This window comes from Pseudocolwellia antarctica (assembly GCF_049933045.1).
Classification (GTDB): domain Bacteria; phylum Pseudomonadota; class Gammaproteobacteria; order Enterobacterales; family Alteromonadaceae; genus Pseudocolwellia.
This window is the reverse complement of the sequence record NZ_CP187926.1, coordinates 423,358-448,843: the sequence shown is the minus strand read 5'-3', so window position 1 is coordinate 448,843 and position 25,486 is coordinate 423,358. Positions and strand designations below refer to the sequence as shown.

25 protein-coding genes are annotated in these 25,486 nt (G+C 36.9%); 5 read left to right on the top strand and 20 right to left on the bottom strand.

Translation table 11 applies throughout. The annotated features are described in order from the left end of the window. Window position 1: 1 nt before the first annotated feature. The 9 genes from ACPUVN_RS01930 to ACPUVN_RS01890 form a co-directional block, all read right to left on the bottom strand. The gene (locus tag ACPUVN_RS01930; protein WP_426358258.1) at window positions 2–664 is read right to left on the bottom strand and encodes a methylamine utilization protein; all 663 of its coding nucleotides are present in this window, start codon (window positions 662–664) and stop codon (window positions 2–4) included. Window positions 665–1,159: 495 nt separating this feature from the next. Further along, window positions 1,160–2,518, bottom strand: a complete 1,359-nt coding sequence (locus ACPUVN_RS01925) for an 8-oxoguanine deaminase (RefSeq protein WP_426369849.1) — start codon at window positions 2,516–2,518, stop codon at window positions 1,160–1,162. Window positions 2,519–2,714: 196 nt separating this feature from the next. After that, complete coding sequence (locus ACPUVN_RS01920) at window positions 2,715–3,974, bottom strand: allantoate amidohydrolase (protein ID WP_426358260.1); 1,260 nt, start codon at window positions 3,972–3,974, stop codon at window positions 2,715–2,717. A 9-nt stretch (window positions 3,975–3,983) separates the two neighbouring features. Beyond that, entirely contained in the window at window positions 3,984–5,213 is a 1,230-nt protein-coding gene (locus tag ACPUVN_RS01915; protein WP_426369848.1) for a pyridoxal-phosphate-dependent aminotransferase family protein, read from the bottom strand. A gap of 4 nt (window positions 5,214–5,217) precedes the next feature. After that, the gene (locus ACPUVN_RS01910; RefSeq protein ID WP_426358262.1) at window positions 5,218–6,042 is read right to left on the bottom strand and encodes a sulfite exporter TauE/SafE family protein; all 825 of its coding nucleotides are present in this window, start codon (window positions 6,040–6,042) and stop codon (window positions 5,218–5,220) included. A gap of 119 nt (window positions 6,043–6,161) precedes the next feature. Beyond that, a complete protein-coding gene (locus ACPUVN_RS01905; protein WP_426369847.1) occupies window positions 6,162–7,748 on the bottom strand; it encodes a gamma-glutamyltransferase family protein in 1,587 nt (528 codons plus the stop codon). Further along, entirely contained in the window at window positions 7,741–8,946 is a 1,206-nt protein-coding gene (locus tag ACPUVN_RS01900; RefSeq protein WP_426369846.1) for an amidase family protein, read from the bottom strand. The genes ACPUVN_RS01905 and ACPUVN_RS01900 overlap by 8 nt, the downstream gene beginning before the upstream one ends. Window positions 8,947–9,409: 463 nt before the next feature. Continuing rightward, window positions 9,410–9,892 carry a putative 4-hydroxy-4-methyl-2-oxoglutarate aldolase gene (locus ACPUVN_RS01895; protein ID WP_426358264.1) on the bottom strand — a complete coding sequence of 161 codons (483 nt, stop codon included), beginning with the start codon at window positions 9,890–9,892 and terminating at the stop codon, window positions 9,410–9,412. Window positions 9,893–9,941: 49 nt separating this feature from the next. After that, window positions 9,942–10,583, bottom strand: coding sequence for a TetR family transcriptional regulator C-terminal domain-containing protein (locus ACPUVN_RS01890; RefSeq protein ID WP_426358265.1), 642 nt, complete (start codon window positions 10,581–10,583; stop codon window positions 9,942–9,944). A 499-nt stretch (window positions 10,584–11,082) separates the two neighbouring features. Here ACPUVN_RS01890 and mutS point away from each other — a divergent pair, with 499 nt between their 5' ends. Further along, window positions 11,083–13,704: a DNA mismatch repair protein MutS gene (mutS, locus tag ACPUVN_RS01885; RefSeq protein ID WP_426369845.1), complete on the top strand. Its 2,622-nt coding sequence runs from the start codon at window positions 11,083–11,085 to the stop codon at window positions 13,702–13,704. Window positions 13,705–14,126: 422 nt separating this feature from the next. Here mutS and rpoS read toward each other — a convergent pair whose 3' ends face one another. The 11 genes from rpoS to ACPUVN_RS01830 form a co-directional block, all read right to left on the bottom strand. Beyond that, a complete protein-coding gene (rpoS, locus tag ACPUVN_RS01880) occupies window positions 14,127–15,032 on the bottom strand; it encodes an RNA polymerase sigma factor RpoS (protein WP_426369844.1) in 906 nt (301 codons plus the stop codon). 73 nt (window positions 15,033–15,105) lie between these two features. Further along, window positions 15,106–15,546 (bottom strand): peptidoglycan DD-metalloendopeptidase family protein, encoded by a 441-nt coding sequence (locus ACPUVN_RS01875; RefSeq protein ID WP_426369843.1) that lies wholly within the window; start codon window positions 15,544–15,546, stop codon window positions 15,106–15,108. Next, on the bottom strand, window positions 15,494–15,919 hold the full coding sequence (locus ACPUVN_RS01870) for a LysM peptidoglycan-binding domain-containing protein (RefSeq protein ID WP_426369842.1): 426 nt from the start codon (window positions 15,917–15,919) through the stop codon (window positions 15,494–15,496). The genes ACPUVN_RS01875 and ACPUVN_RS01870 overlap by 53 nt, the downstream gene beginning before the upstream one ends. Before the next feature lie 51 nt (window positions 15,920–15,970). Beyond that, window positions 15,971–16,549, bottom strand: a complete 579-nt coding sequence (locus ACPUVN_RS01865; RefSeq protein WP_426369841.1) for a YqaA family protein — start codon at window positions 16,547–16,549, stop codon at window positions 15,971–15,973. Continuing rightward, complete coding sequence (locus ACPUVN_RS01860; RefSeq protein WP_426358271.1) at window positions 16,549–17,211, bottom strand: protein-L-isoaspartate(D-aspartate) O-methyltransferase; 663 nt, start codon at window positions 17,209–17,211, stop codon at window positions 16,549–16,551. The genes ACPUVN_RS01865 and ACPUVN_RS01860 overlap by 1 nt, the downstream gene beginning before the upstream one ends. Window positions 17,212–17,273: 62 nt before the next feature. After that, window positions 17,274–18,020: a 5'/3'-nucleotidase SurE gene (gene surE, locus ACPUVN_RS01855; RefSeq protein ID WP_426369840.1), complete on the bottom strand. Its 747-nt coding sequence runs from the start codon at window positions 18,018–18,020 to the stop codon at window positions 17,274–17,276. Further along, on the bottom strand, window positions 18,020–19,078 hold the full coding sequence (gene truD / locus ACPUVN_RS01850) for a tRNA pseudouridine(13) synthase TruD (RefSeq protein WP_426369839.1): 1,059 nt from the start codon (window positions 19,076–19,078) through the stop codon (window positions 18,020–18,022). Before truD ends, surE begins: the two co-directional genes overlap by 1 nt. Before the next feature lie 29 nt (window positions 19,079–19,107). After that, a complete protein-coding gene (gene ispF / locus ACPUVN_RS01845; RefSeq protein WP_426358274.1) occupies window positions 19,108–19,590 on the bottom strand; it encodes a 2-C-methyl-D-erythritol 2,4-cyclodiphosphate synthase in 483 nt (160 codons plus the stop codon). Next, complete coding sequence (gene ispD / locus ACPUVN_RS01840; RefSeq protein ID WP_426369838.1) at window positions 19,590–20,372, bottom strand: 2-C-methyl-D-erythritol 4-phosphate cytidylyltransferase; 783 nt, start codon at window positions 20,370–20,372, stop codon at window positions 19,590–19,592. Before ispD ends, ispF begins: the two co-directional genes overlap by 1 nt. A 2-nt stretch (window positions 20,373–20,374) precedes the next feature. Then, entirely contained in the window at window positions 20,375–20,659 is a 285-nt protein-coding gene (gene ftsB / locus ACPUVN_RS01835) for a cell division protein FtsB (protein ID WP_426369837.1), read from the bottom strand. 194 nt (window positions 20,660–20,853) lie between these two features. Continuing rightward, the gene (locus tag ACPUVN_RS01830; protein ID WP_426369836.1) at window positions 20,854–21,474 is read right to left on the bottom strand and encodes a hypothetical protein; all 621 of its coding nucleotides are present in this window, start codon (window positions 21,472–21,474) and stop codon (window positions 20,854–20,856) included. Between the two features lie 310 nt (window positions 21,475–21,784). Here ACPUVN_RS01830 and ACPUVN_RS01825 point away from each other — a divergent pair, with 310 nt between their 5' ends. Genes ACPUVN_RS01825 through ACPUVN_RS01810 form a run of 4 tightly spaced genes read left to right on the top strand, consistent with a single transcriptional unit; the run spans window position 21,785 to window position 25,394 of the window. Further along, window positions 21,785–22,372, top strand: coding sequence for a paraquat-inducible protein A (locus ACPUVN_RS01825; RefSeq protein ID WP_426358278.1), 588 nt, complete (start codon window positions 21,785–21,787; stop codon window positions 22,370–22,372). Continuing rightward, window positions 22,369–22,992: a paraquat-inducible protein A gene (locus ACPUVN_RS01820; RefSeq protein WP_426358279.1), complete on the top strand. Its 624-nt coding sequence runs from the start codon at window positions 22,369–22,371 to the stop codon at window positions 22,990–22,992. The genes ACPUVN_RS01825 and ACPUVN_RS01820 overlap by 4 nt, the downstream gene beginning before the upstream one ends. Further along, window positions 22,976–24,619, top strand: a complete 1,644-nt coding sequence (pqiB, locus tag ACPUVN_RS01815) for an intermembrane transport protein PqiB (RefSeq protein WP_426358280.1) — start codon at window positions 22,976–22,978, stop codon at window positions 24,617–24,619. The genes ACPUVN_RS01820 and pqiB overlap by 17 nt, the downstream gene beginning before the upstream one ends. A gap of 25 nt (window positions 24,620–24,644) precedes the next feature. Beyond that, window positions 24,645–25,394 carry a PqiC family protein gene (locus ACPUVN_RS01810; protein WP_426358281.1) on the top strand — a complete coding sequence of 250 codons (750 nt, stop codon included), beginning with the start codon at window positions 24,645–24,647 and terminating at the stop codon, window positions 25,392–25,394. Window positions 25,395–25,486 lie beyond the last annotated feature (92 nt).

Here is a 25,486-nt window from a genome sequence, read left to right as displayed (position 1 = left end):
TTTATCGTTTCCCAAATTTTTTCTTAAAGGTATTATTTTCTTTAACTTTACTTTTTGCAGCCAATCCAAGAGTTAATACATATTCACCTTTCTCATTAGGCTCAGGTAATTGCATTTCAATATGTTCAGTTCTTGAAGTAGATAATTGTGGGTGCCATAACTGGATGGTTGATAAAGCATTATTGTTTTTAGTTGAGACCAGCGCCTCACCTAGCGGATCAGTTTTAACCGCATATGTATTATCGCTTACGTATATATAACCGAGCATTTGATCATGAATATTACAACCTAACTCAACCACACCCGCTTGCTCAAATTCAATAGGCTCTGACGGTGTATTCTTATATAACTTGATTTTAAAAGGTTTAGCTTTCGAAAAACTATAGACGTGATGTCGAATATCATCACGATTGGGGAATGAAACAAACTGACCTGAATTAATTAACAAAACATGTGGAGAAAACTGACTGTTTATCTGATCCATTATCGCTATATCAGGTTTCGATTTAGCCAATGACTCTTCATCAATCAGTTCAGAAGGAACTTTAATGATAACGTTAGCAATAGGAGCTTTTGACTCATCAACGACTCTTAATTTGAAGTCTTTTGCATAAGATGTATTAAAAATAAAAAAGGTAAATAAAAAGAAAATAGAAAATTTCATAAAAATACTTTTACTTCTTCATGTTAGGTACATTATTTATTGAGTATAGCTAAAAAAATCTAATAAGACCCAGTTAACCTGCATTTCATAAAATCATTATAAAATATACTATTTAAAGAAAAGAAAAACAATTTAGTTATAAATATTATAAAGCTACATACTTTATGATTCAGCGAGATAGATATTTTAGATAACTTAAATAACTTAGATGATATTTTGAATACAAAGGCAAGCGAAAGACAATAGAAAGAGAATAGAAATACAAGCGAAAGCCTAGTAATAGTTAGGAAGATAATAAAAGTGAAATAAGTAACCTTGTATCTAATTACTTATTCCCTGCTCGTTTTTAATAATATTCCAGGTAACTTTTAACAACTTCCTAGACTCTTTTAAGATGTATTTTAGGACTATAATTACTTAAGGGTTTATAGCGATAAACTTAAGGAATCACTTAATTATTTACCTCGCTATTTACTTAACTGTTTGCTTAGCTACTTAGTTAACGAGCTGCCTAGCTAAAGTATGATGTTGTTGCTTAATCGCCATTATGTCTTGATTCAATAACTCACCATTTTTAACCAACCAGTTGCCTTTACACATCACAGCATCAGCTGAATGAGCGCCACACAATATCAACGCAGCTAAAGGGTCATGGCTACCTGAAAAACGTAATCCGTCTGTTTTGAATAGCGCTAAATCCGCTTGTTTACCCACAGCCAACTCACCAATATCATCACGTCCGATAACCTTAGCTGAACCTTTTGTAGCCCAATAAAGTGCATCGAGATGAGTTACTTCGTTAGCAGGATATCTCAGGCGGTTAATCATTAATGCTTGTCTAACTTCTTGGATCATATTCGATCCATCATTTGACGCTGAGCCATCAACCCCTAAACCAATTTTAACGCCTGCCGCCTCAAGTTCTTTGGTACGGCAAATACCTGAAGCTAGTATCATATTAGACGATGGGCAATGACAAATACCGACTTGGGCTTGCCCTAAACGTTTTATTTCTTCGTTATTAAAATAAATACCGTGAGCCAGCCATACATCGCTTGCTAACCAGCCAACCGACTCTAAATAGTCTAACGGTCGCATTCCAAACATTTGTAAACAAAAGTCATTTTCGTCTTCTGTTTCTGCTAAATGGGTATGCAGCATAACTTGATGACTTCTCGCCAGTTTAGCGGTTTCAATCATTAAGTCTTGAGTAACTGAAAAAGGTGAGCAAGGTGCTAAAGCAATATTCACCATACTGCCCTCTTCTTTATCATGGTAGAGATTAATTAATCGTGCTGAGTCGGTTAGTATTTGCGTATCTGTTTGCACAGTTTGTTGAGGAGGTAAGCCACCATCTTTTTCACCTAAGCTCATTGAACCTCGCGTTAACATAACACGACAGCCCATACTTTTAGCTGCCTGCACTTGCAAATCTATCGCATCTTCAATAGCTTTAGGAAACAAATAATGATGATCAGCGACTGTTGTACAACCCGATAAAATAAGCTCAGCCAATCCTAGCTTTGTTGAAGCTGTGATCATTTCAGGCATCAATTTAGCCCAAATGGGATATAAGCTTTTTAACCAAGGAAACAAGGCTTTGTTAATGGCTTGCGGTAATGCACGAGTTAAGGTTTGATACAGATGATGATGGGTATTTATTAAACCAGGAATAAGGACATGCTGTGAGGCATCAAACACGTGCTGAATATCGCTTATAGGCATTGTACCTTTAGCAACAAGTTCAACAATTTTTCCTGTAATTTGATCAACGACAATACCATTATCAGCATTTTCATCGTTAGCGGTATAAACAGCTAGAGGCTGCTTGATCCAGAGGTTATTTTTGCTCATTTCACTTTCCAGTTTAAGAGCTATCAAACTTCCAAGTATGTATTTTGAAAGTTGAATAGCTCATTATGAGCTTGGCAGGATTTTAGATAGATCACTGCCATAGCTCGTTAGAGTTATGGCAGTGACTTGCGTGTTAATCTGCCGATTTTATCAGTTAACGCTTATATTATTATAAATAAAAATTTATAAACAAATATTACAAACTTGCATTTCTCTGTTTAATAAGTGCGGTATATAAAACAGATAAAGCCTTAGTTACATCCTCATCAATCACAGATTCACTTGGATGATGACTAATACCTTTAGGGCTGCGTAAAAACAACATTCCAATTGGGCATACTTTCGCTATTGCCATCGCATCATGACCAGCACCTGAAGGTAAAAAGGGTGACTCTTCTGAGTTAGCAGAACAAGCAGATTTGAAGAGTTGCTGAATACCGTTATCGCAATCCACCGCTCCTGCTTGATGTGTCCACTGCCAATCAAATGTTAGGTTTCTTTCTTCAACAATTTTTTCAACAGAGTTTCTAATATCGCTAAGCAAAGCATCTAAGTCTGGAGCGTTTTGCGCTCTAATATCTAAACTCATTAAGGTTTTACCTGGAATAACGTTGGTTGCTCCTGGTTTAGCTTCAATTTGACCAACCGTTGCTACTTCACCATTTTTAGAGTTTTTAGCTAATTGCTCTATCGACACAATAAACTCAGCCGCTGCAGCAAGAGAGTCTTTACGCAAATGCATAGGTGTTGTGCCAGCGTGTCCGCTATGACCAATAAACGAAATAATTGCGCGTTTAGCTCCAGCGATTGCCGTAACAACACCGAGTGCTTGATCTACAGATTCTAGAACAGGGCCTTGCTCAATATGCGCTTCCCAATAAGCGATTAGCTCTTCAGGTTTAAGGGCTGATGACGAATAATCATTAGGTGTTAAACCAAACTCTGTCATGGCTTGTTCCATAGAAACACCATTAACATCGGTAAGGGCTAACCAATCAGGAGAGAATTCACCTGCTAAAGCTTTAGATCCAATTAAGGTCGTCGCAAAACGTGTACCTTCCTCATCACAAAAACCAACAACGTCGAGATGAAAAGGTAGCTCTATTTGTTGCTCAGTAATTAACGCTGCAAGTTCAACCGCTAGCAATACACCTAAAATACCGTCATAAGCGCCAGCATTAGGCACAGTGTCTAAATGCGAACCTATGATCAGGCGTTTAGCATTAGGATTAGCAGAAACAATACGTCCCCATTGGTTGCCAACACTGTCTTGCCAAGTAGTCATACCCGCTTCAGTCATCCAATCACTTACCGTAAGATTACATGCTTTATGTTCTTTGGTTAGGTATTGACGTAATATTCCACCGTCCATTTCGCTGATTTCACTTAAAATTTTACAGCGAGATAAAGCGCGTTCAGAATATTGAGCGGCAAGCGTGTTATTTAACAACTCCATTTTAAATCCCTATTTATAATGCGCTAATGCAGCTAATGTTGCTTCGCCGCTAGGACCTTTGTAGCCGTTGGCATGTAAACAAGCATCTAAACACGCTAATGTTTGTAATACGGTGTCTTTTCTGGCGTTATATCCCATAGTACCAATACGCCAAATCTTCCCGTGTAATGGTCCAAATGATGTACCTATTTCAATACCAAAATCATTTAACATTTGGTTACGCACTGTATCGCCATCAACTTCGTCAGGAATATAAACACCAACAACGTTATTCATTTTGTTTTTAATATCGCCGAAAATTTTCAAACCTAAAGCTTGAAGACCAAACAGCATCGCATCACCATGTAATTTATGACGAGCAACACTGTTATCAACGCCTTCTTCAATAACAATTCGCGCACATTCTGACGCACAGAACAACATACTTGTTGCTTCAGTGTGGTGGTTAAGTCTTTCTTCACCCCAGTAATCCATGATCATACCCAGATCGAAATAGTTCGAACCAATGAAAGGTTCAACACCATCTTTATGATCAGCGGTACGAATACCTGCTTCAACTTTTTTACGTTGGCGGATCCAATCAACACATTTATCACTTAGCGTGATAGGCGCTGAACCTGATGGACCACCTAAACATTTTTGTAAACCAACTGATAAAGCATCAACCTTCCACTCGTCTACAGGTAAATGATTACCTACGATTGAAGCAGTAGCGTCACAATAAAAAAGAACATCATTCTTTTCACAAATATCACCAATAAATTCGAGCGGTTGATTCATTGTTGTTGATGTATCGCCTTGCACCATAGCAAGCACTCTAGGCTGTATACGTTTAATAGCTTCTTCTATTTGTTCAGGCTTAAATACTTCACCCCATGGTACTTCAATCGTATGAACTTCAGCGCGAGCACGTTCTGCAATTTCAGCCAGTAAATGACCAAATCGACCCATGATAGGAATAAGTACTTTATCGCCTGGACGTAACATTGAAACTAAAACAGCTTCAATACCCGCACGTGATGTACCATCAATCAGCATGGTCCATTCGTTTTGAGTTTTAAATACTTCACGATATCGCGCCATGGTTTCATTCATAAAACCTGTCATTACAGGATCATATTGACCAATTAGTTGGGCTGACATTGCACGTAAAACACGAGGGTCTGCATTAATAGGACCTGGTCCCATTAATAAACGTTGTGGTGGATTTAACGTTTGAATTTGTGAGGTGTTTGTCATGAAATTACACTCCCATCGCTTGAGTTAACATACGGATACCTGTGAACATAAGCACTACAGCAAATGCACGTTTTAATTGCTTAGGATTAAGCTTGCTACCTAGTTTCACACCGACAGGTGCAAACAATATGGTTAATGGAATAATTAAGAAAAATGCTGGTACGTTAACTAAACCAAAAGTACCAATAGGTGCATCGCTAGGCGTTTGGCCTACCGTTAATAACGTGAGTACGCCAGGTAAAGCGATTAATAAACCAAATACCGCAGCAGTACCCACAGCAACATGAGCGCGTACATTAAAAGCCGTTAGCATAGGAACGCCTATGGTGCCGCCGCCTATGCCTATCATTACTGATAAACCACCAACGATTGAAGCCATAACACCTTGACCAAACTTGCCTGGTAACTCTTGTCTTAGCGCTGGAGCATTAGCGCGTAAAAGCATATTTAAGCTAACTAAAATAGCAATAACTGCGAACATAAAGGTTAAGCCGTTACCACGAACATATTGTGCAAGTAAGCTACCTACAATCGCCATAATTAAAATGAATACTGCCCAGTATTTTAATAGAGCGACATCAACATTACCTTTCGCATGATGTGAACGAATAGATGAGATAGAGGTAGGCACAATAGTCGCTAACGACGTTGCTGTTGCGATCATCATCGCGGATTCAGCACTTACGCCAAAGCCTTGTAGTAAAAAGTACATAACAGGCACGATAACAATACCGCCACCGACACCAAATAACCCAGCAAGAAGCCCTGCAAAAATACCTGTTCCAATTAGAGCTATTGCTATTGGCCATTGATTTAATAATTCTGACATTTATTTTCCTAATTAATTGTTTTTATTTTGTTTACTTAACTTTTTGCCTAATAGAGCTTAACTTTATTTAACTCAAATAGGTTTAGCTCTATTGCGTTCCATCTTTAACGACTTTTAGACTAGACAGCTTTAGCCACTATTGCCTTTCCATCTGAACGAGGATCTGTTGCTGCTTCAAGTGTATTTGATGCATCTAAAATAGCGCCAGCATGTCCCATCATTTCATTGTTATCATCAACCGATTGCCAATCATGTCCGCGAGCATTTAATTCGTCACTCACTTGATCTGCTAAGGCTTTTTCTACTTTCAAGTTTGTGCTGTCTTCACCCCAAGTGCGACCTAATAACCAACGAGGATCAGCTACTGCTTTCTCGATAGATTTATTTCGCCAAGCATAACCTGTAAAAATAGCTGCTTGAGTTTGTGGTTGCCCTTCTCCGCCCATAGTACCGTAAGATAAACGTCTGCCATCGTCGAATTTAGCCATAGCTGGGTTTAATGTATGAGCTGGTTTTTTGTTAGCGGCTAATACATTAATATCACTATTTTGTAGGCTGAAACTTAAACCTCGGTTGTTCCAAGAGAAGCCACCTTCAGACATAGCAACTCCGCTACCAAACTCCCAGTAAACACTTTGAATAAAGCTCACCAGTTGTCCGTATTTATCTTTAGCGCCCATCCAAACTGTATCGCCAGGCTCAGCGTCATAAGGCCACGTTTTGGCTTGTTTTATATCAACACCTTTAGCTAAAGTGTTTAACGTATTTTCAGTAAGTGCGTCGTTGTAAGCATCAGAAACTACAGCTGTTTTATCTGCCCACAAAGTACCTCTTTTGCTAAAGCTTTGTTTTGTCGCTTCAACAATCAAATGCAACCAATCGGCTTCGGTAGTTATATTATGTTGCTGTTTTAATTTGTCTAATACACCAATAATTTGTAATGAATGTATGCCCTGTGTCGGCGCTGGCAAGTTAAAACAAGTTGCTCCATTAATAGATAGAATTAGAGGCGTAACAACATCTGCTGCCGTATTAGCTAAATCTTCACGTGTTAACTGGCTACCTGCTGCTGCTAAATCTTGTACGAATGAGTCAGCTAACTCACCTTGATAAAAAGCATCTAAACCGTGAGTCGCTAGGTATTCAAAGGTACTAGCTAATTTAGGGTTAAAGTAATTATCGCCAGCCTGTAGAGGTTTACCTTGATTATTGCTGTTCAAATAAAGAGATTTAAAGGCTTGGTTTGTTTCTGCCACGCTGGCTAGCTTTTCACAGCCTGCTTGTAAGCTTGCTGAAACCACAAAGCCGTTACGCGCCCAACTAATTGCAGGTTCAAGAATACGGCTTAATGGTAGTTTTGCATTTTTATCGTTAGCTAACGCTTGTTGCCAACCTCTTACAGTGCCCGCTTGCGTTACTGCGCTTAAACCGCCACGAGATGGCATTTGGCTATGATTTTTATAAGCACCAATATTACTAGCAGAACGCCCACAAGCATCGATAGCTATAGGTGTTTTTTCGTTAGGATTGTCTATCAACCAAAAACCGTCACCACCGATAGAATTCATATGAGGATAAACCACACTAATAACAGCCGCTGCTGCCACCATAGCTTCAGTAGCGGTTCCACCTTCTTTTAAAACTTCAACGCCAGCTTCAGATGCTGCCCAATGTGGAGCCGTAAACGCTATATTTTGATCACTCATTAACCATCCCCTTTTTAAACTCGTTCGATATTTTAGTTATTTTTGTTAGTAAACTTTTGTCATTACCATGCGACATCATTAATGAAAATCCATACGGATGTCCTTTATCAGAAGTGGCTAATGGCAAATGTACCTGGGCCGAACCACTTAAACCGGCGATAGCCGACAATGTGATAATTCGCATACGTAATTCGCTAGTATCTTCACCTAGTTTAGGTGCAGTTGTTGGCGTAGTAGGCAGAAATAAACAACTTTTCTCATCTAAATTTTCTGCAATAACTTTCTGCCAAGCCTGCTGTACAGCTAAAGCTTCTTTTTCTTCAGCTTCAGTTAACGCCATTGCCATTTCAAAACGCGAAGTGATGGCAGGAGAAAAGCTTGGTTGTTCTTCATTTATCCATTTACTGTGCTGTTTAGCAATAGCTCTACCTTGTAAAATACGAAATGCATCGGCTAATTCAGTTAAAATATTTGTGTTCGGTAAAATAAACTTTTTATGATGAGTAAATTGAGTTTTTGTTTGCTCTAGCAAGCTTTGCATTATAGGTAGAAGTGCGGGATCAATTAAATCAAATAAACCCTCATCAATAACAAGTGTATCTACTGAGTTGATAGCTTGCTCAGGTAATAATACATCACCCGTTTGCTTTAATAACTCAGCCGTACTTGTAAACCAGCCGATAGTATCGAATGGCGGAGCTAAAGGAATAAGACCATCTTTAGCAATAATATCGTGACTAGGTCGCATACCATACAAGCCACAATAACTTGCTGGAATACGAACAGAGCCACCTGTATCAGTACCTAAACCAATATCAGCTAAATTAGCAGCAACCGCAGCTGCAGATCCCATACTTGAACCACCACAGGCATGGTTAGGAACTTTAGGGTTTTCAGCAGCGCCATAATGAAAATTATTGCCTTCTAAACTATAGGCAATTTCGTCGGTATGGGTAAAACCTACAAATTCACATCCTTGCGCCATCAATTTATCTATTGAAGAAGCACTCTGTTGGGCATTAGTCGCTTTTGCAAACCAATCAGGATTACCTGCACTATTCTTTTCACCCTTAACAGCAAATAAGTCTTTAACGGCAAGGCGTTTATTAAGCAAAATACCTTGATGACTAGTTTGCCATTGCGTTGGACCATGCTGACAAAAAATAGCGTTTTTATTTATATGTGAATTATTGTTCATAATTACCCAACAGTTTTAAATTGTTCATGTGGAGAATGCTCAAAACATAACATTAAGCTCAGTGTAAATAGCTTAGTAGTCACTTCTCTTAATCTGTACTATTTTGTATTGATTTGCATTTATATTTGAATAGTTCAAAGCACTGAAAATGCAATAAAGCATGTAATCGATTGCATTTAACTTTACTAAAAATAAAGTTCAACTCACCTAAAAATAAATAAGGAGCAATTACAATGCCAAAACAACATTCCTGTCCGATCGGTCAATGATAACAAAGATGCGCTTAAAATGAAAAATAAATATAACGCAAAATGATAGGTTTTCATCACCAGCATGGTGCTATAAATCACCAGAATAGTGCTTAAATAGCCACTACAGAGAACAAAAGATAACGATGCGAAGTGATTAAATTAGGCATAAAGATTTATGCCTAATTGAGGTATTAACCAGAGTATAGGTTAAATTAAATAAGTGGAGATTCGTTAATGATCAAACCGTTTACGTCAGCGTACACCCAATCATTAGGCGAAATAAAAGTACCTAATAAATTAACCGTTTGGTCTTTATCACCAAAACCACGCTTAAGTGTACTTCTTGGTGTAACGCCTAATGCCATTACCGCAATATCCATGGTTTTTAATATTTCAATATCGCGACAACAACCATTGATAATAACGCCTTCCCAACCATTATTAATGGCAGTTGTTGCCATAATATCACCAATAAAAGCATGTTTCTTACTAGCAAAACCATCAATAACAAGCACCTTCCCCTTACCTGGTTGTTTCAGTGCTTCAACAGCAAAAGAGTTATCTTCTGGACAGGTTACTGTTACCGCTTGACCAAAAAACTTATTTTTTCCACCGTATGAATTCAAACCACTTTCAGCTGTTCTCACGGTATCTCTATGATCGTCAAACAAATCTGGCGTTGTAAAATCTTGCATAATGTTAAAACCTTTAATTGCGTAGATAGATAATTACTGGGATAAATAATTACTTAGGAATAGAAAGACCAATGCCTTTCAAAATAATTTGAGCAATAGACTGAGTAATAGCTTTCACATCACTTTCTTCATACTCGTACTTATTCAATAACAATAAAGCTTCAGTTTGAAAATCAGCATAATATTGCGTAGTCGACCAGATCGTAAATAACAGGTGGTTAGGATCTACTTGATCCATCTTTCCTGCATCCATCCAAGCTTGTAACAATTCATATTTTTCTCTGAACCATGGACGTGAGTTTTTACGAATATAATCTTGAAGAAATGGCGCACCACGGATCATTTCAATCGCAAACAAACGCGACTGCATCGGCTTTTCTATTGATAGAATAACTTTGTACTGAATGTACTTATATAAAATAACAGCGGGATCATCTTCAACAGAAACGTCTTCTAGCCCTAAATTCCATGAGCTTACAATGTTCTCAAGTACTGTTTCATAAAGACCTTCTTTACTAGTAAAGTAATAATGAACATTAGCTTTAGCGACGCCAGCTTCTTTAGCTATCATACTCATACTGGCGCCATCATAGCCAAGTTGAGCAAATATTTTTTCGGCAGCAGCAAGAATAAGTTGCTGATTTTTCTCACGAGTCGCTTCTTTTTTGTTTTGTTTAATTTCTACTGTCATAAGATGCAATTTGATTAATTTATATTACTTATTTTTACGCATACTGACCAAAAGGTCAATGTGTGATAATTTAATAAAATTCATATACTGATAAAACATTAACCCATTGGCTTAAAGCGCCATATATCAACTGAAATAAAACTAAACAGTTAATTGTTACCGCGAATAAATAATTGATAACCTTGTATTTATATGAAGTATTCAAAACTCATTATCCTTAGATTTAGACAAGTATATGCACTTTACAAAAAATATTTTTTACAGATTCATTGCTAGCCCTATACCAGTAAGCAAAGTATCATTATGAACAAATTATAAATATGCGATTTAGTGTAGGTTTTCTCAGCGATTAGTTGTTATCAATTAAAACTACATTTTCACCTACACTAGATGCGGTAACAACATGAAAATTCATAGCGTTACACAATATTTAAATAGTTTTTGAAATATCCAAAAACTACATAACCCATTATAAATAAAGTAATAAACGAAATAACACATGACAGATTTATCACAACACACACCTATGATGCGCCAGTACCTTACGATTAAAGCAGAATTTCCGAATATTCTGATTTTTTATCGTATGGGCGATTTTTACGAATTATTTTTTGATGATGCTAAAAAAGCGTCTGATTTATTAGATATATCACTTACTGCTCGCGGTAAAACGGGTGGTAATGCAATTCCTATGGCGGGTGTTCCCTATCATGCTGTTGAAGGTTATTTAGCTAAGCTAGTTCAGCTAGGTGAATCTGTCGCGATATGTGAACAGATTGGCGATCCTGCGACGAGTAAAGGTCCTGTTGAACGTAAAGTGGTTCGCGTTGTTACACCAGGTACAGTGAGTGATGAAGCTTTATTAACAGATAAACAAGACAATTTAATTGTAGCGATTAGTGAAACGGTTCAAAAAAATAAGCATCATTTTGGCTTAGCTTATTTAGATATGACCAGTGGTCGATTTGTTATTACTGAACCGAGTTCGAAAGAACAGTTACAAGCTGAATTACAACGTCTGAATCCTGCTGAATTATTATATCCTGAGTATTTTTCTGACTTTTCGTTAATTTCTAATCATAAAGGTTTACGTCGTCGTTCTGAATGGGAATTTGATTTAAGTACTGCAAATAGCCTTTTAAACAAACAATTTGATACTAAAGAGCTGACAGGTTTTGGTGTAGCTGATAAAGCTTATGGTTTAGCTGCTGCTGGCTGTTTATTTCAGTACGTAAAAGAATGTCAGCGCTCTGAGCTGCCTCATATAAGATCTGTAGTTTTTGAATCAGCAGCAACTGGCGTTATTTTAGATGCAGCAACGAGAAGAAACTTAGAGTTAACTCATAACCTGAAAGGTGGCACTGACTGCACATTAGCGGACATTTTAGATAATAGTGCAACACCTATGGGATCGCGTTTACTGAAGCGTTGGATCCATTTTCCATTACGATATTTAGCTGTACTCAACAGCAGACATGAAGTGATTGAAGATGTATTAACTCATGACTTATATTTCGATTTATTTACGACATTAAAGTCGTTCGGCGATATTGAACGTATTGTTTCGCGTATTGCTTTGCGCTCTGCTCGCCCACGTGACTTTGCCCGTCTTCGAGATTCTTTACAAAGGTTACCTGAACTACAAGATATTTTGAGTATTAAAAACTCAGGCTATATGCACGAGTTAACGTTAAAGAGTAAACCTTTACCAAATATTCAATCTTTATTAGAAAAAGCTGTTGTTGAAAACCCTCCTGTACTTATTCGTGATGGTGGCGTTATTGCGCCTGGTTATCATGAAGAGTTGGATGTACTAAGAGACTTAAGTGATGGCGCAACTGAGTTTTTATCTCAGCTTGAGCAGCGTGAAAAAGAACGTACTGGCATTCAGTCTTTAAAAGTCGGTTATAACAAGGTTCATGGCTTTTATATTGAAATAAGCAGAAGTGCTTCTAACGATGTGCCTGACGATTATATTAGACGTCAAACCTTAAAAAATAACGAACGCTTTATCACTAATGAATTAAAACAGCATGAAGAAAAAGTATTAGGAGCACAAAGTAAGTTCTTAGCGTTAGAGAAAAAGCTATACGATGAGTTATTCGATCAAGTATTACCTGAATTAGTCGCCTTACAAGAGCTTTCAGATGCTATTTCAGAGTTAGACGTATTAACTACATTTGCTGAACGTGCACAAACACTAAATTACGTGAAACCGACCTTAACTGAAGCGTCGGGGATTTTAATTGATGATGGCCGACATCCTGTTGTTGAACAAATGACAACGGATGCTTTTATTGCCAATCCGGTACATTTATCAGAAAAGCATAAGATGCTTATTATCACAGGTCCTAATATGGGTGGTAAATCCACCTATATGCGCCAAACAGCTTTAATTGTGTTACTTGCTCATATTGGTTGTTATGTACCAGCAAGTTCAGCTGAAATAGGTATGGTTGATAGAATATTTACTCGTATAGGTGCTTCAGACGATCTGGCTAGTGGTCGCTCTACCTTCATGGTTGAAATGACTGAAACTGCGAACATACTGCATAATGCTACTGATAAAAGTTTAGTATTACTTGATGAAATTGGACGCGGAACAAGTACATACGATGGTTTATCGTTGGCTTGGGCATGTGCAGAAATGCTAGCAAGCAATATTAAAGCTTATACTTTATTTGCGACTCACTATTTTGAGTTAACCTTATTATCTGAAGAATTTGAGTTATTAGACAATGTACATTTAGATGCGATTGAGCATGAAGATACCATTGCCTTTATGCATAAAGTACAGCAAGGTGCTGCAAGTAAAAGCTTTGGTATTCAAGTAGCACAGCTTGCTGGTGTACCTAAATCAGTTATCAGTAGAGCCAAGCAACGACTTGTTGAGCTAGAACAAAACCATACAGCTTCATCTTCGTTGGCAGTTCATAAGAGTACTTCAAAAGCAGCTGTAACAAGTACGGTTAAAAATCAGAAAGAAGAAGCTAACTTCGAACAACTATCGTTCATTGATGAAAGTCACCCTGTTATTGATATGTTAAAAGGTACTGATTTAGATGATTTAACGCCAAGACAAGCGCTTGAATTATTGTTTACGTTAAAAGCTAAAATATAGTTTCGTATAGACTTATACCAAGTTGATTAACTAACTCACCTGAACTCTGGATAAGCAGTTACGCCTAATATTGTGATTTACCCCTCTAACGTCGTTGCCTGCATGGATGCAGGTACTTAGTTTTTATCGGGAATAAAAAAACTGTATTTTTCTTGACTAATAGCCAGCTATTAGTCAAGAAAAATGCCTGTTATAGAATTAAATTCCAACATCAGGAGAGTAATAAATCATTTAAACAAATAGTGTTGCAATAATTTACTTATAAAGCATTGAAAATCAATGCATTACAAAACCCATCATCCAGAATTCAGGTTAGCTACTCATTTTTAATGGTTAAATTAATTCAGATACAAAAAAACCAGCTTCTTTGCTGGTTTTTTTATTTTATCGATTGATTACATCAATTAAATACATAAATGCTATTAGGTTTGAAAGATAGCTTCTATCGATAAGTTTTGTTGGCTTAAAATATCTCGCAAGCGTTTCAATGCTTCTACTTGTATTTGACGAACACGTTCACGTGTTAAACCAATTTCAGAACCAACATCTTCTAATGTCGCAGGTTCATGACCAAGTAAACCAAATCTTCTCGATAAAACTTCGCGTTGTTTAGAGTTAAGCTCGCCTAACCAAGTTACAATGTTATTTTTGATGTCATTTGTTTGTAGTTTACTTTCTGGATTACCGCCCTTTTCATCAGGAATAATATCTAACAATGCTTTTTCTGCATCACCTGTGAAAGGAGTGTCTACCGAAGTAATACGTTCATTTAAACGTAACATTTTAGTAACGCCAGCTACAGGTACATCTAATTCTTTTGCAATGTCTTCAGCGGTAGGTTCATGATCAAGTTTTTGAATGAGTTCACGAGCTGTACGCAAATAAATATTTAACTCTTTAACAACATGAATAGGTAAACGAATTGTTCGAGTTTGATTCATGATAGCGCGTTCAATAGTTTGACGTATCCACCATGTAGCATAAGTTGAGAATCTGAAGCCACGTTCAGGATCAAATTTTTCTACTGCTCTTATCAAGCCTAAATTACCTTCTTCGATTAAATCGAGTAAAGGTAGACCGCGATTGTTATAACGACGAGAGATTTTCACAACTAAACGAAGATTACTCTCAATCATACGTTTACGTGAAGGCTCATCACCTTTTAGAGATAAACGGGAAAAATAAACTTCTTCTTCTGCAGTTAAAAGTGGAGAGGCACCGATTTCACTTAAATAGATTTGTGTTGGATCTAAGTTAGCTGATTTTTCTTCGGCTGTTATCGTGTTCTTGTCTGTTTTAGTACTTTCATGTTTTGCATCAATGCTCATGTTCTATCTCCAATGTTTAGCTTAGCTAAACTCACTGATTAGTTGTTAACATATTCTCCATTTTTTTTTATTATTATTTTTTCGACAAGTACTTCATCGGATTAACAGACTTTCCTCTAAAGCGAACTTCAAAATGAAGCATAACTTTATCGGCATCTGTACTTCCCATCTTGGCTATTTTTTCACCGTTCTTAACCGTTTGTTGCTCTTTAACCAATATATGGTCATTGTGGGCATAGGCGCTAAGATAATCTTCATTATGCTTAACAATAATTAACTTACCATATCCACTAAGCGCATCTCCAGCATATACAACAATACCATCTGCTGTTGATAAAACAGGTTGTCCTCTGCGGCCTGCAATATTTATCCCTTTACTGATCTGTTGTGAAGAAGAAAAGTAGGTAATAACCTTACCTTCAGTAGGCCATTTCCATTTGTGAACCTTTTGATTTAAATCACTACTTTTCTTGTCTACAATTCCACCATACGCTTGATTTTTTTTTCTTAGCAATAGGTTTTTTGACTACTTTAACTTTATCTATACTACCTTTACTATTTTGTAACGGTTTTTTAACACTAGGCGCTAATTGGTTAACCAAATCAAGCTTTTGTCCCGGATAAATGTGGTATGGTGAGCCAATATTGTTAAGTTTAGCAATATCTCTTACATCGATTCCTGAACGCCATGCAATTGAGTATAACGTTTCACCTTTTTTGACAATATATTGAGTCGCTTTTAAGCTATTTTTAATTTTTTTACTTAAAGGAATTGCACCATGGGTTTCAATAACAGGTGCTGGGGTTTTTCGAGAAGAACAACTCGCGACTAATAAAATAAAAAATAGTGTGAAAACGAAATTCATCGTTTTATGATAATTCATCATTAAATTAACAAACCGGTTTCAACATAGTAAAGTTAATAATCACCATTTAATTTAGCGTAAAACCAAGTAAGCAATAACAATAATAGCAACAAGTGCCCAGCCTATTCTATCAGCCCACTGTCTCAATTTTTCTTCCATTGCTACTCCACCCCATTTAATTAACCCTGCAACTAAGAAGAAACGCATGCCTCGTCCAATAGCGGAAGCGATTAAAAATGGAAGGAATGCCATTTGTAATAAACCTGCACTCACTGTAAATAGTTTATAAGGTACTGGCGAGAAGCCGGCAAGAAATACAACCCAAATGCCATACTGTGAGAACCAAGCCATAACTTGATCAAAACGATGCTGATAACCTAAATCAGTAATAATAGGCTGTATCCAAGGTTCAAACATTAGATAACCTAAGATATAACCACAAACACCACCAAGCACTGAAGCTATAGTAGTTAAGCTAGCAAACCTCCATGCTTTTTCTGGTTTTGATAACACCATAGGTGCTAGTAAAACATCAGGTGGTATTGGGAAGATAACTGATTCAGTAAAAGATAGTACAGCGAGTATATAAGGTGCAAATTTATGTTTCGCCCATTTTAGCGTCCAATCATAAAGGGCAGAAAATATTTTCATTAAGATAAAGCTCCTGGTACAAGGGGAACAAAACGAACGGCTTCAACTTGCTGTTCAGTATATTGGTCACCTTGACGGGTAATAATTTTTAAGATTTGTGTTTGTTCGCCAACAGGGATAATTAAACGTCCCCCATCAGCTAGTTGATCTAATAACGCTTGCGGCACTGATGATGGCGCAGCGGTTACTATGATAGCTTGAAAAGGTGCTTTACTGCTCCATCCTTTCCATCCATCTCCATGTTTCATTGAAACATTATGTAAATCCATTGCTTGTAAACGTCTTTTAGCTTGCCACTGTAAAGACTTGATACGCTCTACAGAAAACACTTTAGGTGTAAGTTGCGCTAAAATTGAGGTTTGATAGCCTGAGCCTGTTCCTATCTCTAAAATGCTTTCTGGCGTGCCATTGGCTACCAATAACTCTGACATTTTAGCCACAATATATGGCTGTGAAATAGTTTGACCTTGTCCGATAGGCAAGGCAGTATTATCGTAAGCTTTATGAGCTAATATTTCAGGTACAAAAATGTGTCTTGGGGAACGAGCTATAGCCTGCAACACATCAACATTTATAATTCCTTCAGCATGTAATTTTTGTGCCAGTATTTCTCCACTTCGACTTGATTTACCACCAATACGACTTCCTACTCTGACATTCATATTCCACTCATTTTTATTTTTTTAATTTTAATTTCAGTTACTCGAAAACTATCAAGAACAACTTATAAAGAAAGCTCGTTTACCCATTTAGCCATAGTGCCTATGCTCTTATGTGCCGTCATATCTACTGTTAGAGGCGTTATTGATGCATAGTTATTGGCTATAGCATGAAAGTCTGTGCCTTCGCCAGCATCCAGCTCTGGTCCTAACTGCCCATACCAATATATATTTCGTCCCCATGGATCTTGTTGTTTCTTCATGGCTTCAGCTTGATGCCTATGACCTAGGCGTGTGACTTTAATGCCTTTTAATTCAGCTAAAGGGATGTCAGGTACATTAACATTCAAGATTTGATCTTGAGGCAATGGAAAATCTTTTAAGCGTGTTATTAATTTAACAACAACCGCAGCTGCCGTATCAAAATGTTCATTACCTACTAAAGACACCGCAATAGCAGGCATTCCCATATGTCGACCTTCCGTTGCAGCCGCTACCGTGCCTGAATATAAAGTATCGTCGCCCAAATTAGCGCCATGATTAATACCAGCCACCACTAAATCAGGATGCGAGTCCATTAGCTGGCTAATACCTAAGTGAACAGAATCTGTTGGTGTACCGTTAACGGCAATAAAGCCATTTTCTAAAGTATGTGTGCGTAGCGGATTAACTAACGTTAATGAGTTACTTGCCCCACTACAATTCCTATCAGGCGCAACAAGTGTCACATCGAACTCTTTGGTTAAGTGTTCGAATAAGACTTTAATACCTTGAGCATGAACACCATCATCATTACTGAGCAATATTCTCATTAAGCGTGACCCTGGCGTTGAGTAAGGTCTGTGTAATCTAATAACTCGCGTATAACTGTTGTGGCGTATGAACCAGCAGGTAATGAGAAGTCTAATACTACCGTGTTATCGTCACCCTCTTTAGTAACGCTGATATCAGCATTGCTTACACACAGGCGAATTCTGCGACGTTCTTGCTTTAAACCAAACTTAGCTAAGCCATCACAAAACTCTTGAAATTGACTACCTATGATTTGCTCAAAGGTTTGTATTTCTTGTGTTGTCATTAACTCGCCAGCGCCCCACATAGGCGCTGTGATATCTATGTCTTTTTCAATAAAGCGTTTTTTTATACTGTCATCAATTTCGTCAGCGATAAAAACCGATTGAGTTCCCGCTAACATGCATACATCGCCATCTGATAATTGATCAAACTGATTGTTTTTAATTCTTTCGTCAATCATGGTGTTGAATATTAATGAACGTGCGGCAGAGAGATAAATACCTCTTTTTTTCTTATCTTTTACTTTAGTACCTGAAAATAACGACAGCGCTTTTTCAATGTTGCCACCTTCAATACCAAAACGTTGTTCACCAAAGTAATTAGGTACACCGTGAGCAACAATCGCGTGCCAACGTCTAACAAGCTCTTCAACTTCAGTCACTTTTTTTAAGGTAATTTGAAAACGGTTACCCGTTAAAGCACCAATTCGGAGTTTTTTATTATGGCGAGCGCTTGATAATACTTCGATACCTTCAATAGACAACTCAGACAAATCGAAAACTGCTTTACCTGGTACATGAATACCAAACCATTGTTCGGTAACAGCAAAGCGATCTTTTAATCCTGCATAAGAAACTAAGTTTTCTTTTACGCCAAAATGTTTAGCTAATTGCTTTGCAATAAATGCGGTATTTTCACCTGTTTTTCTTACATGAATAAACAAATGTTCACCTTCACCACAAGGTTGAAAAGGTAAATTTTCAAATACTTTGAAATCAGTCATTTCGCTACGTAAAAAGCCTGTAGAAGTTGGTTGTCCGTATAAATATGTAAATTTAGGCAATGCAGTATTCAAGTTAATTTCTCTGTATTTATTGGTAAGTATTAAGAGGTGCTTTTAGGCATAAGTAAAACAACGGCATGAACAGCTACGCCTTCTTTACGACCTGCGTAGCCTAATTTTTCAGTGGTAGTTGCTTTAACATTGACTTGAGACATTTCAGCATTTAAATCTTCAGATAAACATGTTCTCATGGCGATTAAATGTGGAGCGATCTTAGGTGCTTGAGCAACAATAGTTATATCTGCATTGCCTAATTCAAAACCTTGTTCATTCATTAATCCCACAACATGGCGTAATAAAATACGGCTTGAAATATTTTCGTATTGCCCATCAGTATCAGGGAAGTGGTTGCCAATATCAGCTAAACATAAAGCCCCTAAAATAGCATCACATAAGGCATGAATAGCTACATCACCATCTGAGTGTGCAACAAATCCATATTCATAAGGAATACTAACACCCGCTAATACTAAAGGACCTTCACCACCAAATTTATGTACATCAAAACCATGTCCTATGCGCATTACTTTACCTTCTGGGAAATTGTATGAGTTGTGCTTGTTGTGTGTTCAGTGTTCTGCTGAGAAAGAATAAAACTAGCTAAGGTTAAATCATCAGGGCGAGTAATTTTTATATTATTACCGTTTCCCTCAACCAGTAAACTACCAAACCCTGCATATTCTATGGCAGATGATTCGTCAGTTATAGTTATCTTGTTCTGTAATGCCTGAGAAATGGCTGAAATTAATTCATTTGTTTTATATAACTGAGGCGTTAATGCGTGCCATAAATCTTCACGTTCAATGGTTGTTTCAACCATTTCTTTTTTTATTAAGACCATATTTACTGGTTGAGTATTTACTGAACGGGCTTTTTTCATCGTATCGCGCACCGGGTACGCTAATAAACCACCGCAGTTATTCCTTTGGGTTTGTTCTATAAGTGCAGATATATCATCTAAACTCACGCAAGGTCGAGCGGCATCGTGCACCATAACCCAAGGGAAATCTTCGCTATTTATGGAGTGCAAACCTGCTAATACAGAATCGACACGTTCTGCCCCACCATGAACAACAGATATATTTTGATGGGTATGTAGCGCAGTATCTTTGAAGTATTCGTCACCTTCACTTATCGCAATAACCACATGAGTAATTAATGGATGAGAAAGCAACTTAAAAACGGTATGTTCTAAAATGGTTTGCTGAGCAATGGTTAAGTATTGTTTAGGACATTGCGCTTGCATTCTTTTACCTACGCCAGCGGCAGGTACAACAACAACAAATTTTTCACAGAGTGGACTCATATTTACTGAGTCTCCTTTTGAGAAACGATACGGAAGAATGTTTCGTTGTCTTTGATCATCCCTAATTCATTGCGCGCCCTTTCTTCTATGCCTTCAATCCCTGATTTTAAATCGTCAGTATCAGCATAAAGCACTTTATTACGTTGAATAAGCTTATCGTTATCAGCACGTTGTCTGTCTACATCATTCTCTAATGATATGTAATCAGGCACACTATTTTTCCCAAACCACAAACGATGCTGTAGTAAGGCTAAAAATACGATTAAAACGATAATGATTACTCTCATAAACGGCAGTTAATATACAATTCCTTAAGCGTTGCCCCATTATAAGAGTCACGCCGCCTGTGTAAACTATAATTACAAGTAAACGCTATAATTTATTGGCTAATGAACAAAAACAACCAAGGTTCGTTACCTATTAGTGATGAATGTAAAAAGATGTGTAGATTGAGTAAGAATGATGTTTGCCTAACTTAATACTATCGAATAATAGGCTTTTTGAAATTGCTCCAATTAACCGTGCATGAAATTAACAGCTCTCTAAGACTTGGCATCACAGGAATAGATTTATGATCATTCACCCAACAATGCCCAGCACAGGCTGCAGTCATTACACGTTTGTTTGGTTTCAAAAGTTTATATTGAGGTTGTTCTTCAGGTATCGATTCATTAAAAGAAAACCATCCGTGAACATTCGTTCTAAAACGCTGCTTGTTTAGATCAACCCTATCAATAGAATCGAGAGCAATATGATTATCGTGTACGATGGGAACCACTAAGCCATGTTTTAACTCAACTTTTGCATACCATTGACTCACCGTACTTTCATCTTGATCAGAAATAGGCATACGAGTGCCCTGCTTTGCTGACCAGCTCGCATTTTGAATATCTAGCATTAAAGGCGTTGAACATTGCATCATAGAATGTGCAGTGCGATTGATATAATACGGTAAGCTTTTTAAGCGTCCTTGTAGCGATTCAATGGAGATATTATCCATATTAGCAAGGCTATGTAATTCTCGTTCATACAAGGCATTACAAAACTCAGAAAAATCTGACGTTTGTTGTTCACCTTTCCAAAGAGAAACTTGCTCGGACATAATAACTTAGAGGCTATAAGGTTTGTGGATAATATTTAAGCATACTTCATTGATCGCAAAAGATAAATCGACTTAGTCGCTAAATAATCAAGAGGTAAAGATAATACATAAACAAATGAAATGACTTAAGTATTCATAAAGATATGAATAAATGTAATTTTTAGTAACGATTTAATTGTAACTAACCCGCTGAATGACTGGTAAGTAAAATGATTTATAGCTAAGCTAGAATATTGTAATAACTGATAAAACTATACTTTAAACTCAAATGAAAGAACGTAAAATTGCATGCCACGATTGTGATTTACTTATGCTAATTCCACCCTTAAAGCATAGGCAAAAAGCTCAGTGCCCTCGCTGTGGTTATGTACTAACGCGCTTTTATCAGCATGCACAATTAAAGTTATTTGTAAGCAGCGTAGTCGCCATCATTTTTTTAGCCTTTTCTTTAAACTTCCCTTTCATTATTTTTAGCATTCACGGTAATGAAAAAACACTGACACTCTTACAATCTATTCAAAATATTGAAAGTCTTACTTATCTGCTTATTTCAACACTCTTAGCCTTTACAGCCTTTATTATTCCTTTGTGTTTTTTACTGTGTATTATTTATATTTCTTGGTCATTTAGAAAGAAAAGATTATTACCTTTTACTAACCCTATTTTAAAACTAACCGTATTACTTAAACCTTGGAATATGGCAGAAATATTTATTATTAGTATTTTAGTTAGTTTTATAAAAGTACAAACTATGGCCTCTATCGAATTTGGTTTCGCGCTTATTTTTTACTTATTATTTATCATTAGCTTGTCAGCTACTTTTATATACTTTGATAAATATCAGTTGTGGTCTTTATATCAATTAAAAAGTAATCACGAACGAAGAGCTACCTCATGATCACAGCAAATAACGAAAAGCTTTGCCAGTGTCCTGTTTGCTTAACACTTAACCCAGCTTCAAACTCATATTGCGATCAGTGTCACGCTCACTTAACGAACATAAACCCTAAGTGTATTCAGCACACTCTGTCTTTGCTGTTAACTTCGTATTTACTTTTTATTCCAGCAAACTTTTTACCTATGATGGTCACTACCGTTTTAGGCAGTAAAACTGAAAGCACCATATTAGGTGGTGTAATTCTCTTATGGGAACATCAATCCTACCTTGTTGCTTTGATTATATTTTTTGCAAGTATAGTTATCCCTTTGGGAAAACTATTTGCGTTAACCTGGCTGTGTTACCAAGCCAATTACACAGGCTTTTCCTCTAAAAAAATGGCTTATCGCTCATACCATATCACTGAGTTTATTGGTAAGTGGTCAATGGTTGATATATATGTTGTGTCCATTTTAGTCGCCCTTGTGAATATGGGCGAAATTGTTAAAATTGAAGCAGGCTATGCTGCCGCTGCTTTTACAGGCTTTGTACTAATGACAATGCTAGCGGCAAATACTTTTGATCCCCGCCTTATTTGGCAATCTAAACCCATTGAGGCTACTAATGACTCCAGAAAATAACGAACTACCTGATGCTGTTGTTAAATCAGTAAATAAAATTTCTACTATTTGGCTTATTCCATTAATCGCCTTAACAATTGGTGCATGGATGGTTATCGATCAATGGTTAAAACAAGGTCCATTGATCACTATTGAGTTTTCTAACGCTCAAGGTATTAGCCCAAAAGAAAGTTTAATTAAGCTCAGAAATATTACTGTAGGTAAAGTGGTTGATATAAAGCTTAATAATAAATTAGATGGCGTTATCGTTAGCGCTAGGATGAATAAAAAAGCCAGTGATCTACTAACAAAAGACAGTAATTTCTGGGTAGTTAAACCCCGCGTAAGTTTGAGCAGTGTTTCAGGCTTATCAACTATTTTATCAGGCTATTACATAGAGTTTTCACCAGGGGAAGGCGATAAATCAAAATATGAATTTATTGGTTTAGAAAACCCGCCTTCTACGCCTATTGGTACACCTGGTTTACATATAACTTTAGACAGCAGTAGCGATAACGCTTTTGATATTGGCGCTCCAGTGTTGTTTAGAGGCAGCCAAGCAGGACGTATTGAATACGCACACCTCAATATCGAAGAAGGAAAAATGTATTACAACGTTTTTATAGAAGCTCCTTACGATAAATTAATAACTACCAATACACGCTTTTGGGAAGTGACAGGGGTTGATGTTGAATTATCAGGGCAAGGTATTCGAATCAATACGGGCACAATAGAAACATTACTTGGTGGTGGAGTGTCTTTTGATGTTCCCGCTTATTTAACAAAAGGTGAACCAATAACAGAACGTGCAGAATTTTCAATATTCCCAAACAAGCAAAAAGTTAATGAGCGATTATTTTATGCTGGCCAGAATTACATGCTTATGTTTAATCAATCTATCCGTGGTTTAAAACCAGGTTCTCCAGTTGAGTATAAAGGATTACATATAGGTGAAGTGGTAAGAACTGATATCGATTACCCAGAAATGAGTAATGTATTAGACAAAAACACCCTGCTACCTATCATGATAAAAATTTACCCTGGACGACTTGGCCTGCAAGACAATGATATTGGTTTACATAAAATGCAAAGAGACATGAATCAATGGATAACTTCAGGTTTACATGGTGCGATTAGCAATAATAACTTGTTACTAGGCAGTAAATATATCGAATTAAAATATATTGATAGCTCACTAGAGGTGCCTGAAACCTTTGGTGATTTATTATTAATTCCGACGGCCGATGATGAATTAGAGCAATTGATGACCAGAGTCAGTAATATAACTAAATCAATTGAAAAAATACCTTTCAATGACATCATGAGAAGTACATCAAAAGCACTCCGTGTTATCACTGAATCAATGGACCAATTCGATTCGACTTCTGAACGCTTTGAAACCTTATTAAATGATCCAAAAAGTCAGACACTTATTGCACAAATAAACTCAACATTAAAAGGTGTTGAAAGTTTGACCAAAAGTTATTCTGATGGTTCTAAAACCAATCAGCAACTTAACGAAGTATTACAAAGCTTAGACAAAACCATAAACAACTTATCGCCTTTAATTATGAAATTAAACATGCAACCTAACCGTTTAATTTTTAATTCTGACAATACAGAAATTCAGCCGAAAGCAGGCAATTAGGAAAGGTATAAAAATGGAATATTCGATGAAAACTTATCTCAATATGTTAAGTATTAAAAAATTAACCACAAAGAAACCCAAGGCTACCCATAGCGCCTTTAATAAAGCCTCACTTATCGCTTTAGCATTAATAGGGTTAGGCTGTTCAAGCACAGAGGTTGGTCTGCAATATTATTCATTAAATGCTATTAATTCGCAGTCTGTGAGTAATGTTTCAATTGAAAATAATGAAGATAATACTTTCGTTGCGCTAAATAATGTAGAAATGGCTGACTTTCTTAACACCGGTGGATTAGTGATGCAGATCGACTCTCATCAAATACATATATCTAACCAACACCTTTGGGGAGATAAGCTACCAAAAGCCATTGAAACGCATTTGATCACATCTTTATCAAACAAACAAAGCAAGGTGTATGTTGAACATAAAAACACAACCAATAGCCGAACAGCTGATAAACATTTAACCTTATACTTTGAGCAATTCACAGTGACAAACCAAACTGCTGGTGAGCCTAATGAAACAGTAATTTCAGGCAGTTACATTATCGAAACAAAAGCCGAAATAAAAACCGATGCAAAAGCCGAATCTCAAAATATAAACCAACAAAGAAAACATCGCAGACGTAATAACGCTATGGAGAGTAAAAAAGCCTTCTTCGACATTCGCCAGCCGTTAACTCAAGATGGTTACAACCATGCAGTAGAAAGCTTTAAAGCGTCTTTAAATCGTTTAAGTGCGCAAATACAAAAAGACCTAAGTGTTACAGACTAGCTTTAGCGCTCAAAAAATCTATTTCACCTAATTAACCTGAACTCGATGTATGGACTCCACCACTCTACAGTTATAGATTGGTGTCGACTAAA

Coding starts and splice junctions, on each gene's coding strand:
- ACPUVN_RS01810 (WP_426358281.1), top strand. CDS start 24,645: ATGAAAACTTATCTCAATATGTTAAGTATTAAAAAATTAACCACAAAG.
- ACPUVN_RS01820 (WP_426358279.1), top strand. CDS start 22,369: ATGATCACAGCAAATAACGAAAAGCTTTGCCAGTGTCCTGTTTGCTTA.
- ACPUVN_RS01925 (WP_426369849.1), bottom strand. CDS start 2,518: ATGAGCAAAAATAACCTCTGGATCAAGCAGCCTCTAGCTGTTTATACC.
- ACPUVN_RS01865 (WP_426369841.1), bottom strand. CDS start 16,549: ATGAAAATATTTTCTGCCCTTTATGATTGGACGCTAAAATGGGCGAAA.
- mutS (WP_426369845.1), top strand. CDS start 11,083: ATGACAGATTTATCACAACACACACCTATGATGCGCCAGTACCTTACG.
- ACPUVN_RS01905 (WP_426369847.1), bottom strand. CDS start 7,748: ATGAGTGATCAAAATATAGCGTTTACGGCTCCACATTGGGCAGCATCT.
- ACPUVN_RS01860 (WP_426358271.1), bottom strand. CDS start 17,211: ATGAATGTCAGAGTAGGAAGTCGTATTGGTGGTAAATCAAGTCGAAGT.
- ACPUVN_RS01920 (WP_426358260.1), bottom strand. CDS start 3,974: ATGGAGTTGTTAAATAACACGCTTGCCGCTCAATATTCTGAACGCGCT.
- ACPUVN_RS01895 (WP_426358264.1), bottom strand. CDS start 9,892: ATGCAAGATTTTACAACGCCAGATTTGTTTGACGATCATAGAGATACC.
- pqiB (WP_426358280.1), top strand. CDS start 22,976: ATGACTCCAGAAAATAACGAACTACCTGATGCTGTTGTTAAATCAGTA.
- ispF (WP_426358274.1), bottom strand. CDS start 19,590: ATGCGCATAGGACATGGTTTTGATGTACATAAATTTGGTGGTGAAGGT.
- surE (WP_426369840.1), bottom strand. CDS start 18,020: ATGAGAATATTGCTCAGTAATGATGATGGTGTTCATGCTCAAGGTATT.
- ACPUVN_RS01870 (WP_426369842.1), bottom strand. CDS start 15,919: ATGATGAATTATCATAAAACGATGAATTTCGTTTTCACACTATTTTTT.
- rpoS (WP_426369844.1), bottom strand. CDS start 15,032: ATGAGCATTGATGCAAAACATGAAAGTACTAAAACAGACAAGAACACG.
- ACPUVN_RS01830 (WP_426369836.1), bottom strand. CDS start 21,474: ATGTCCGAGCAAGTTTCTCTTTGGAAAGGTGAACAACAAACGTCAGAT.
- ACPUVN_RS01915 (WP_426369848.1), bottom strand. CDS start 5,213: ATGACAAACACCTCACAAATTCAAACGTTAAATCCACCACAACGTTTA.
- ACPUVN_RS01825 (WP_426358278.1), top strand. CDS start 21,785: ATGCTAATTCCACCCTTAAAGCATAGGCAAAAAGCTCAGTGCCCTCGC.
- ACPUVN_RS01930 (WP_426358258.1), bottom strand. CDS start 664: ATGAAATTTTCTATTTTCTTTTTATTTACCTTTTTTATTTTTAATACA.
- ACPUVN_RS01890 (WP_426358265.1), bottom strand. CDS start 10,583: ATGACAGTAGAAATTAAACAAAACAAAAAAGAAGCGACTCGTGAGAAA.
- ispD (WP_426369838.1), bottom strand. CDS start 20,372: ATGAGTCCACTCTGTGAAAAATTTGTTGTTGTTGTACCTGCCGCTGGC.
- ACPUVN_RS01910 (WP_426358262.1), bottom strand. CDS start 6,042: ATGTCAGAATTATTAAATCAATGGCCAATAGCAATAGCTCTAATTGGA.
- ACPUVN_RS01900 (WP_426369846.1), bottom strand. CDS start 8,946: ATGAACAATAATTCACATATAAATAAAAACGCTATTTTTTGTCAGCAT.
- ftsB (WP_426369837.1), bottom strand. CDS start 20,659: ATGAGAGTAATCATTATCGTTTTAATCGTATTTTTAGCCTTACTACAG.